Source organism: Mycobacterium branderi, from assembly GCF_010728725.1.
Classification (GTDB): domain Bacteria; phylum Actinomycetota; class Actinomycetes; order Mycobacteriales; family Mycobacteriaceae; genus Mycobacterium; species Mycobacterium branderi.
On record NZ_AP022606.1, the window covers coordinates 2,002,240 to 2,012,322 of the forward strand.

Below are 10,083 nucleotides of genomic sequence, written 5' to 3' on the forward strand. Positions count from 1 at the left end.
CCTTTCTGATGGTTGGTCCGCACTTAGGGTCAGGCCAGCGCGGACAACGCAATGTCGGCGTCGTATCCACCGAACCCGTCCAGCTGCCCGTCGCGCAGCCGGTTCACCCACGCCGGGTCGGCCAGCAGCGCGCGTCCGATGGCCACGATGTCGAATTCCCCCGCGTCGAACTGCTCGACCAGGCGGTCAACGGGCGCGGGCTCAATCACCGTGCCCCGCCGCTCGCTGCGGAACTGTGTCGCCAGCCCGACGGAGCCGACTGCGATGACCGGCAGCCCGCTGACCTTCTTGGTCCACCCGGCCAGGCTCAAAGCGGAGTCGACATCGGGAAACGCGGGCACATAGTGCCGGCGCGTCGAGGGATGCAGCACGTCGACTCCGGCCTCGACCAGCGGGGTGAGCAGGTCGTGCAGCTGTGTCGGGTCGTCGGCGATCGACGCCGCGTAGTCGGTGCCCTTCCATTGCGAGTAGCGGAAGATGATCGGATAGTCCGGGCCGACTGCGGCGCGCACCGCGGCCACCACCTCGGCCGGGAAGCGCGTCCGCGCGGCCAGTGATCCGCCGTAGCCGTCGTCGCGCAGATTCGTTTTCTCCCAAAGGAATTGATCCAGCAGGTAACCGTGGGCGCCGTGCAGTTCGACAGCGTCGAATCCGAGCTCGCGCGCGGTGGCGGCACTGTGCGCGAACAACTCCGCAATGTGCGGGAGTTCATCGGTTGCCAACGCCCGGCCTTTCGGGTTGCCGAGCCCGTCAATGCCCGACGGGCTGACTGGCACCACGCCGTCGGCGTCCTCGCGCTGCGCGCCCTGGTGCCACAGCTGCGCGGCGATCGTGGCGCCTTCCTGGTGGACGGCGTCGATGACGCGTGTCCATCCCGCCAGCACCTCGTCGCCGGCAAGCGTGGGAATCGAGTCCGGGTGCCCCGCGGCCGGATCGGGCAGCCGGACGCCTTCGGTGATGATCAGTCCGACACCGCCGGCGGCGCGGCGCCGGTAATACTCGGCGACGTCGGCGCCGGGGATTCCCCCGGGTGACGCCTGCCGGGTCATGGGCGCCATCGCGAACCGGTTCGGCACGGTCAGCGAACGGACGGTTAACGGTTGAAACAGGCTGTCGATTGTCACGGATCTGCCTAACGCGCAGTCCCGCACCGCTATTCCACCCGACACCACGACCGGTCCGTCGGCGCTGGCATCAGCGTTTTCGATGTTGCGCGTTAGCGCCGTCGCAGCAGGATCACGTTGTCTGTCACCGTGCCGGTCTGACCCTCGGGCCCTACCGCCGAGCCTGAAACGGGCTTGGCCTGCAGCCGCTCCCAGGCGTTGTCATCGAGGTTCAGCGATGCGATGACCTCGTCGACACTGGGAAATCGGTGCTCGTGACTCAATTTCGGGGCCCAGGGTGGGGCGGCGCCATGGTCCACGATCAGCAAGAACCCGCCAGCGGCGACGGCTTCCGCCGCGCGGCGCAGCACGTGCTCGCGGTCGAGCCGCGCGGGCGAGTGCAGGTAAAGGGCTGCCACCAAGTCGAAGGTGCCCTCAGGGAAGCTGTCGGACAGATCGTGCTGCTGAAAGTCAATGCGTCGCTCCAGGCCCTGGCAAAGCGCGTCAGTGGCGGCTCGTTGCAGCGCGGTCTGCGAGACGTCGACGGCGACGACCTGCCAACCTCGGTGGGCGAGCCATAGCGCGTCGGCGCCTTCCCCGCAGCCCAGGTCGAGCGCGTGGCCGGGCCTTAGCGGTTCGGCCACTTCGACCAGCCAGGTGTTGACCCGTCCGCTCCAGACCCGATCCCGCGCACCATAGTGCTGCTCCCAATATTCTTGTGCGTCAAGCGTTGACATGGTGGCTCCATTTCGGCATCGGCAGGCCGACCTCGTCGGCCATGACCCGAGCTTGCTCACACCGACCATCCTTTGCCAAACTAATTTGCCATGCAGGCAAACAGCACCGGCAACGACGTCGACGCCCGGGTCCGAAAGCGGCTACGCGAACTGCGCATCCAGCACGGCCTGACGCTGGAAGACGTCGCCGCTCGCGCCAGCATCGATATCTCGACGTTGAGCCGGCTGGAATCGGGCAAACGACGCCTCGCGCTGGACCACCTGCCCAGGCTGGCCGAGGCGCTGTCGGTCAGCACCGACGAGCTCTTGCGCGCACCGGAGTATCCCGATCCCCGTGTGCGTGGCAGCTCACATACTCGCCACGGCATTACCTACTGGCCGTTGACCCGCAGCGGCCCCGCCGGCGGTCTTCACGCGTTCAAGGTCCGGATCAGCATGCGAAGACGGAAGCCGCCCAAAGAATTACCTGTGCACGAGGGCCAGGAATGGATGTACGTGTTATCCGGACGGTTGCGCCTCATCCTGGGCGAGCGGGATTTCACCATCCAACCCGGCGAGGCCGTTGAATTCAGCACCTGGACCCCGCACTGGTTCGGCGTCATCGACGAAGCGGTCGAGGCAATCATGATCTTCGGAGTGCACGGCGAACGGCTCCACCTACACACCTGACTAATGCGCTGATCGCTCACATCCGTGACGGACTAACGCATCTGTCGGCGCACGTCGTGGGCGATCGCTAGGCCCTCCCCGGTTTCAAGTTCGGCGGCTGTCTGCGTCAGGAGTACGCGACTGCGGTTGGGCGACAACAGGATCGATACGTAGTGATGTGGCGAATCCGCCACAAAGGCGACGCAGTCGATCCGAATAACCGCCGAACCGATCGCGGTGTTGAGCAAATGCGCGGTGCGTGGGCCCGCGATCTCCGCTGTGATCGCGTGTTGCATCCGATCGATGACGAAGCCTGCGGCCGAAAGCAACTCGTACAGTGGGGTGCGGCGCAGCGCTGAGGTGGTCAACGTGCTGGCAAGATCCGCCGGCAGCCATGCTTCGGTCCAACGCGGCGACCCCCAGAAGGCGGAAACCGTGATGCGTAAGCACCTCCGCAGCGACAAACAACGGGTACTGGCCTTGCTCGACATCGCGTTCGCCTGAGCGGCTCACGATGTTCGATCTCGGCCGTGGCTCAGACGGATGACCTCCCAGCGCACCCGGCGATACAGCCACGGGCGACGGCCGATGTCTTGAGCTCGATTTCGGTGGCCGGCTAGCGCGAGCAGACACAAAATCGCACGAAAGCGGCTGCGCCAGTGCGATTTTACGTCTGCTCGCGCAGGGTCCAGACCGGGTCGTAACAGTCGACGCCCTCGGCCGAAAGCTCCCGCTTGAGCACCTTGAAGGTCGCGGTGCGCGGCAGCGCGCTACTGACCCGCACGTACCACGGCCACTGCTTGGGCCCGAGATCGGGCTGCTCGGCCAGAAAGGCGCGGAACTTGTCCACGTCGAATTCCGCGCCCGGGGCCATCACCAGCGCGGCCATCACCCGGTCGCCGACGACCGGATCTGGCACGCCATACACCGCCACCTCGCGGACGCCGGGGTAGCGTGCGAGTACCCGCTCGATCGGCGCGGTGCCCAGGTTCTCGCCGTCGACCCGAAGCCAATCACCCAGCCGTCCAGCGAAATACACGTACCCGTTCTCGTCGCAGTAGGCCAGGTCGCCGCTGTGGTAGACACCGTCGGCCATCCGCTGCGCGTCGGCCTCCGGGTCGTTGTAGTAGCCCTCGAACCGGCCCGGGCCGGCGACGTTCACCAACTCGCCGACGACGCCGGGCAGGCACGGCGCGCCGGTCTCGGTGTCGCGGATCTCGATCCCGTCCGGCAGCGGGCCCAGCGAGCCCTCGGGCGTGTCAGGTGTGCGGGCGATCGCCACCCCGCCCTCGGTCGAGCCGAACCCGTCGACGGCGACACAGCCGAACCGGCGGGCAAAGCCTTCGATGTCGGCGGGCGCACCCTCGTTGCCGTACACCACCTTCAGCGGGTTGTCCGCATCATCGGGCCGTTCGGGAGTGGCGAGCACATACGACAACGGCTTGCCCACGTAGTTGGCGTACGTGACGCCGTACTTCCTGATGTCGGGCAAAAAGCCCGACGCGGAAAACTTGCGCCGCAACACCATTGACCCTTTGCACGCCGCGGCCACCGACCAGCCGACCAGCACCGCGTTGGAGTGGAACAGCGGCATCGACACGTAGCAGCGGTCGGCGGGGCCCAGCCCGAACCGCTCGGTCATCGTCACCCCCGCGATCCCAACCTTGCCGTGGCTGCACTTGACCGCCTTCGGGTCGCCACTGGTGCCCGAGGTGAAGATCAGCATGAACAGGTCTTCGGGCGCGGCATCCCGGAAACGCACCTCTGCGTCGCCATGCGTGGCCACCTCGTCGGCCCACTCGTCGGAGTCGACATTGATATGCGCGATATCGCCCAGCGCCGCGGCCGAATTCGCATCCGCCAGCACCAGCTGGCAATCCGCATAGTCGATGTCGCGGGCCAGCGCGGCGCCGCGGCGCACCGGGTTGAGCCCCACCGGCACGATGCCCGACATCCCCGCCGCGACGAGCACCGCCGAGAAGAACGGGGTGTTCTCCAGCAGCACCCCGACATGCGGCGGTCGTGCCGGGTCGAGCCGCGCCCGCAGCGCCGCCGCCACCGCGGCGGCGTGCCGAAGGTGGTCACGCCAGCCGGTGAACGAGTCCTCGAAGTAGACGCCCCGATCGCCGACGTCGACAAGCGGTTTCAGCAAGTCGGCGACGGTCGGGAGAGCCTCCATAAGTCAGGCGGGCGCGTCCGCGAGCTCGCGGCCGATCCGGAGCAGTTGCCCCGTCGCGCTGCCCAGCGCGAACTCGGTCTGCTTGGCCGCCAGGAAATAGCGGTGAACCGGGTGGTCGATGTCGATGCCGACGCCACCGTGCACGTGAACGATGGTGTGCGCCACCCGGTGGCCGGCGTCGGCCGCCCAGAACCCGGCCGTGGCCACCTCGGTGTCGGCGGGCAGGTCCTCGGAGAGACGCCACGCCGCCTGGGTGAGCGTCAATCGCAACCCCTTGACGTCGATGTAGCCGTCCGCCAACCGCTGCGACACCGCCTGGAAGCTGCCGATCGGGCGGTCGAACTGCTCACGGGTACGGGCGTACTCGGCAGTCAGCTGTAAGCCACGGTCCAGCACACCGAGCTGAAAAGCGCTGCGGCCCAACGAAGCACGTGTTGAAATCCAGCTCACGACCTCGTCGCCGCCGACCATCCGCGCCTCACTCAACGAGACCCCGTCCAGCCGCAGGTGCCCGACACTGCCCAGACCGGTGGTCTCCAGCGGTGTGACCGATACTTCGTCGGCGGTGACCAGGAAAACCGCCGTCCCGGAATCGGTTTCGGCGGGCACCAGAAAGCCGTCGGCCACCGGGCCGTAACCGACCTGCGTGCGCGTTCCGGTCAGCCTGTAGCCGTCACCCGAGCGGGTGGCCTGCACCGGGCCGTCGCCCATCTCGCCGTCCAGCGCGACAGTCAAAACCTTGGCGCCGCTCACCGCGGGCGTGCCCCACTCCTGCTGCAGCTCGGCCGAGCCGAACCGCGCCAGCGCGCCGGCGGCCAGCACCACCGACTCCAGATACGGCACGGCCGCCAGCCCCCGGCCCAACGCGACCAGCACGGCCGTCTGCTCCAAAACGCCATAACCCCCGCCGCCCAACGACTCCGGGGCGGCAGCCGAAAGAATGTCGGCGTCGAGGAGCTTGCGCCACAACGACCGGTCGAACCGTTGCTCCAAGCCGTCCAGCTCGCGCTGATGCTCCGGCGTGCACACCGCGTCGACGATCGTGTCCACCAGACCGCCGAGGTCTTGGGCCGCTTCGGTTGTCGAGAAGTCCATCAGAATCCTTTACCGGTTGGCTCGGGGCAGGCCCAGCGCGACCATGCCGATAATGTCGCGCTGCACTTCGTTGGTGCCGCCGCCGAAGGTCAGGATCAGACACGCGCGGTGCATCCGCTCGACCCGCCCCCGCAGCAGCGCGCCGAACGAATCCTGGCGGACGGTGGCCCCCGACCCCAGCACCTCCATCAGCAGCCGGTAGGCCTCGGTGGCCAACTCGGTGCCGAACACTTTGGCCGCCGATGCGTCGGCGGGAGAGGGCGCACTGTCGGCAGCCGATGCCAGCTCCCAGTTGATCAGCTTGAGCACCTCGACCTTGGCGTGTACCCGGGCGAGGTTGAGTTGCACCCATTCGGAGTCGATCAGCCGGGCGCCCGAGGCGTCCTTAGTGTTCTGCGCCCATTCGCGAACCTGGTTGAGCGCCACGATGATCGGCTGCGCGGACACCAGCGCGACGCGCTCGTGGTTGAGCTGGTTGGTGACCAGCTTCCAGCCGCCGTTCTCCTCACCGACCAGGTTGGCTACGGGGACGCGGACATCGGAGTAATAGGTGGCGCTGGTGTCCGGGCCGGCCATGGTGTGCACCGGCGTCCAGGAAAAGCCCTCGGCGGTGGTCGGCACGATCAGTACCGAAATGCCGCGATGCTTCTTGGCTTCGGCGTTGGTGCGCACTGCCAGCCACACATAGTCGGCGTACTGGATCAGGGAAGTCCACATCTTCTGGCCGTTGACGATGTAGTCGTCGCCGTCGCGCACCGCGGTGGTGCGCAGGTTAGCCAGGTCGGTTCCGGCACCGGGCTCGGAGTAGCCGATGGAGAAGTGCAGCTCGCCCGCGGCAATACGCGGCAGGAAGAACTTCTTCTGCTCCTCGCTGCCGAAGGCCATGATCGTCGGCGCGACGCTGTTGATCGTCAGGAACGGCACCGGCGCCCCGGCGATCGCCGCCTCGTCGGTGAAGATCAGCTGGTCCATGGCCGAGCGGGCCTGCCCGCCGTACTCCTTCGGCCAGCCCAGTGCAAGCCAGCCGTCGCGGCCCATCTGCGCGACGGTCTCGCGGTAGACGTTGCCGGTGCCGTACTCACCCGACGTCGAGCTCAGCGCCTCGCGACGCTCCGGGGTGATCAGCTTGGCGAAGTACGACCGCAGCTCGCGGCGCAGTTCCTCCTGCTCCGGGGTATAACTGATCCGCATTGGCCGTCCCTTCGCGATGCGGTTACCTTCCTGGTTGTAACACGTTCTAGTCTGAGGGTCCAGCGAGCCGTCGTCGTATCGTGGGGACACGGCAGCCGGAAACGCAAGGAGGAACCTCGTGCGAGTGATAGTCGACCGCGATCGATGTGAGGGAAACGCGGTGTGCATGGGAATCGCGCCGGATATTTTCGAGCTCGACGACGAGGACTACGCCGTCGTGAAGACGGACCCGATTCCCGCCGACCGGGAGGCGCTGGCCGAGCAGGCGATCGCCGAATGCCCGCGCGCGGCGCTGAAGCGCGAAGACTAGCGGCGGGTCGCCGCCCGAGACTAGAGGTATTCATAAATTGACTAGCAGCACGAACGCGACCGACCTATCCGGGAAGGTCGCGGTGGTCACCGGCGCGGCCGCAGGGCTGGGCCGCGCCGAGGCGATCGGCTTAGCCCGTGCCGGCGCCACCGTCGTCGTCAACGACATCGCCGGCGCGCTCGACGCCTCCGACGTGATCGACGAGATCACCGCGGCCGGCTCCAAAGCCGTCGCGGTAGCCGGCGACATCAGCCAGCGCGCGACCGCCGACGAGCTGGTCAACACCGCCGACGGGCTGGGCGGGCTGAGCATCGTGATCAACAACGCCGGGATCACCCGCGACCGGATGCTGTTCAACATGTCCGACGAGGAGTGGGACGCCGTGATCGCCGTGCACCTGCGCGGCCACTTCCTGCTCACCCGCAATGCGGCCACCTATTGGCGCCAAAAGGCCAAGGACTCGGGCGGTTCGGTGTACGGCCGGCTCGTCAACACCTCGTCGGAGGCCGGGCTGGTCGGTCCCGTCGGGCAGGCCAACTACGGCGCCGCCAAGGCCGGCATCACCGCGCTGACCCTGTCCGCCGCGCGGGCGCTGGGCCGCTACGGGGTCTGCGCGAACGCGATCTGCCCGCGGGCCCGCACCGCGATGACCGCCGACGTGTTCGGCGAGGCGCCCGCGACCGGCGAGATCGATCCGCTTTCGCCCGAGCACGTGGTGACCCTGGTCCGGTTCCTTGCTTCGCCGGCGGCCGAGGCGGTCAACGGTCAGCTGTTCATCGTCTACGGACCTCGGGTGACGCTGGTGGCGGCGCCGACGGTGGAGCAACAGTTTGCGACGGAAGCGCCGGCCTGGGAGCCCGGGCAGCTCAGTGCGACGCTGCAGGAGTACTTTGCTGGGCGCGACCCCGAACGCACCTTCGCGGCGACAGGCCTGATGGAGTCGTGAGGGGTGTGTGAGACGAGCTGTGTCTGCGCCGACGGGCTAGAACACGTTACAGGATGATTTGCGTCACATAGCTTCTGACCTCGACAAACTACTAACTTTTGTCTAATTTTGCAGTTCTTTGACACTGCGAACTTGTTCTAGTTACTATGATCCGGCTCACGCGGAGCAGCGTCCGACGATAGGGGAGACACACCGGCGCGCGTAGGGGACGCATAGGCTTCGCCAAGGTTGCAGACGCCCCCACCCGAGAAGGGACCCAAGGTTGATCGAACAGCTCGCGGTTCCGGCCCGGGCCGTGGGCGGGTTCGTCGAGATGTCGCTGGAGACATTCCGCGCGATCTTCCGGCGGCCATTCCAGTTCCGCGAGTTCCTCGACCAGACCTGGATGATCGCCAGCGTCTCGCTGATCCCGACGCTGCTGGTCGCCATCCCGTTCACCGTCTTGGTGGCCTTCACGCTCAACATCCTGCTGCGCGAACTCGGCGCCGCCGACCTGTCCGGGGCGGGCACCGCCTTTGGGACCATCACCCAGCTCGGCCCCGTCGTCACCGTGCTGGTGGTAGCCGGGGCCGGTGCCACCGCGATTTGCGCCGACCTGGGCGCCCGCACCATCCGCGAGGAAATCGACGCGATGCGGGTACTGGGGATCGACCCGATCCATCGGCTGGTGGTGCCCCGCGTGCTGGCCTCGACGTTCGTCGCGCTGTTACTGAACGGTCTGGTGTCTGCGATCGGCATCGCCGGCGGCTACGTCTTCTCTGTTCTATTGCAGGGCGTGAACCCGGGCGCGTTCGTCAACGGCCTGACGGTTCTGACCCACCTCGGTGAGCTGGTGCTCTCCGAGGTGAAGGCGTTGTTGTTCGGTGTCGTCGCGGGCTTGGTCGGCTGTTATCGAGGCCTGACAGTAAAGGGCGGACCGAAGGGCGTCGGCGTCGCCGTCAACGAGACCGTGGTGTACGCGTTCATTTGCCTGTTCGTGATCAACGTGATCATGACGGCGATCGGGGTGCGGGTGCTGGCCCGATGAGTTACGACGCCACCCTGCGGTTCCGCCGCTTCATGTCCCGGTTCGCCGGGCCGGTCGACACTTTCGGCGAGCAGGCGCTGTTCTACGGCGAATCGATGCGCTACATCCCGAACGCGTTCGGCCGTTATCGCAGGGAGACCATCCGGCTGATCGCCGAGATGACGCTGGGAACCGGCGCGCTCGTACTGATCGGCGGGACGGTCGGCGTCGCAGCGTTTTTGACGCTGGCCTCCGGCGGCGTCATCGCTGTGCAGGGCTACGAGTCGCTGGGCAACATCGGCATCGAGGCGTTGACCGGGTTCCTGTCGGCGTTCCTCAACGTCCGCATCGTCGCTCCCGTCGTAGCGGGCATCGCGCTGGCCGCGACGATCGGCGCCGGCACCACTGCGCAATTGGGCGCAATGCGGGTCGCCGAAGAAATCGACGCCATCGAGTCGATGGCCGTGCACTCGGTGTCCTACCTCGTGTCCACCCGATTGATCGCCGGGCTGATCGCGATTGTCCCGCTGTACTCACTGGCGGTGCTGGCCTCGTTCTTCGCCGCCCGGTTCACCACGGTGTTCATCAACGGCCAGTCGGCCGGCCTATACGACCACTACTTCAATACGTTCCTCAACCCGAGCGATCTGCTGTGGTCGTTCCTGCAGGCGATCGTGATGTCGATCGCGGTCATGCTGGTCCATACCTACTACGGCTACAACGCTTCTGGCGGCCCGGTCGGCGTCGGCCTGGCTGTGGGCCAGGCGGTGCGTACGTCGCTGATCGTCGTCGTCGTCATTACTTTGTTCATCTCGCTGGCCGTATACGGCGCGTCCGGTAATTTCAACCTCTCCGGATAAAGGGAACG

General features: G+C 66.9%; 12 protein-coding genes. 6 read left to right on the forward strand and 6 right to left on the reverse strand.

The window, feature by feature from the left end; all coding sequences use genetic code 11:
• Positions 1-29: 29 nt before the first annotated feature.
• Positions 30-1,124, reverse strand: coding sequence for an NADH:flavin oxidoreductase (locus G6N47_RS10335; RefSeq protein WP_083131047.1), 1,095 nt, complete (start codon positions 1,122-1,124; stop codon positions 30-32).
• 92 nt (positions 1,125-1,216) lie between these two features.
• On the reverse strand, positions 1,217-1,840 hold the full coding sequence (locus tag G6N47_RS10340; RefSeq protein ID WP_083131046.1) for a class I SAM-dependent methyltransferase: 624 nt from the start codon (positions 1,838-1,840) through the stop codon (positions 1,217-1,219).
• A gap of 90 nt (positions 1,841-1,930) precedes the next feature.
• Here G6N47_RS10340 and G6N47_RS10345 point away from each other — a divergent pair, with 90 nt between their 5' ends.
• Positions 1,931-2,509 (forward strand): helix-turn-helix domain-containing protein, encoded by a 579-nt coding sequence (locus tag G6N47_RS10345; RefSeq protein WP_083131045.1) that lies wholly within the window; start codon positions 1,931-1,933, stop codon positions 2,507-2,509.
• Between the two features lie 32 nt (positions 2,510-2,541).
• Here the strand turns inward: G6N47_RS10345 and G6N47_RS10350 are convergent, their stop codons facing one another.
• A complete protein-coding gene (locus tag G6N47_RS10350; RefSeq protein ID WP_232080169.1) occupies positions 2,542-2,856 on the reverse strand; it encodes a UTRA domain-containing protein in 315 nt (104 codons plus the stop codon).
• On the opposite strand from G6N47_RS10350, the gene G6N47_RS29615 reads away from it, so the two are divergent.
• Positions 2,792-2,992 carry a hypothetical protein gene (locus G6N47_RS29615; RefSeq protein ID WP_232080395.1) on the forward strand — a complete coding sequence of 67 codons (201 nt, stop codon included), beginning with the start codon at positions 2,792-2,794 and terminating at the stop codon, positions 2,990-2,992. The two genes, G6N47_RS10350 and G6N47_RS29615, sit on opposite strands and share 65 nt — an antisense overlap.
• A gap of 163 nt (positions 2,993-3,155) precedes the next feature.
• Here G6N47_RS29615 and fadD17 read toward each other — a convergent pair whose 3' ends face one another.
• The 3 genes from fadD17 to G6N47_RS10365 are packed head-to-tail and all read right to left on the reverse strand — an operon-like array spanning position 3,156 to position 6,953.
• Entirely contained in the window at positions 3,156-4,667 is a 1,512-nt protein-coding gene (fadD17, locus tag G6N47_RS10355; protein ID WP_083131043.1) for a long-chain-fatty-acid--CoA ligase FadD17, read from the reverse strand.
• Positions 4,668-4,670: 3 nt separating this feature from the next.
• Positions 4,671-5,762 (reverse strand): acyl-CoA dehydrogenase family protein, encoded by a 1,092-nt coding sequence (locus tag G6N47_RS10360; RefSeq protein WP_083131042.1) that lies wholly within the window; start codon positions 5,760-5,762, stop codon positions 4,671-4,673.
• A 9-nt stretch (positions 5,763-5,771) separates the two neighbouring features.
• Entirely contained in the window at positions 5,772-6,953 is a 1,182-nt protein-coding gene (locus tag G6N47_RS10365) for an acyl-CoA dehydrogenase family protein (protein ID WP_083131041.1), read from the reverse strand.
• 118 nt (positions 6,954-7,071) lie between these two features.
• Between G6N47_RS10365 and G6N47_RS10370 the strand changes: the two genes are divergently transcribed.
• The 4 genes from G6N47_RS10370 to G6N47_RS10385 all read left to right on the forward strand — a co-directional run bounded on the left by G6N47_RS10370 (position 7,072) and on the right by G6N47_RS10385 (position 10,075).
• The gene (locus G6N47_RS10370; RefSeq protein WP_045377263.1) at positions 7,072-7,263 is read left to right on the forward strand and encodes a ferredoxin; all 192 of its coding nucleotides are present in this window, start codon (positions 7,072-7,074) and stop codon (positions 7,261-7,263) included.
• Between the two features lie 37 nt (positions 7,264-7,300).
• Complete coding sequence (locus G6N47_RS10375) at positions 7,301-8,209, forward strand: 3-oxoacyl-ACP reductase (RefSeq protein WP_083131040.1); 909 nt, start codon at positions 7,301-7,303, stop codon at positions 8,207-8,209.
• Between the two features lie 262 nt (positions 8,210-8,471).
• Positions 8,472-9,236, forward strand: a complete 765-nt coding sequence (locus G6N47_RS10380; RefSeq protein WP_083131039.1) for an MlaE family ABC transporter permease — start codon at positions 8,472-8,474, stop codon at positions 9,234-9,236.
• A complete protein-coding gene (locus G6N47_RS10385; protein WP_083131038.1) occupies positions 9,233-10,075 on the forward strand; it encodes an MlaE family ABC transporter permease in 843 nt (280 codons plus the stop codon). The genes G6N47_RS10380 and G6N47_RS10385 overlap by 4 nt, the downstream gene beginning before the upstream one ends.
• Positions 10,076-10,083 lie beyond the last annotated feature (8 nt).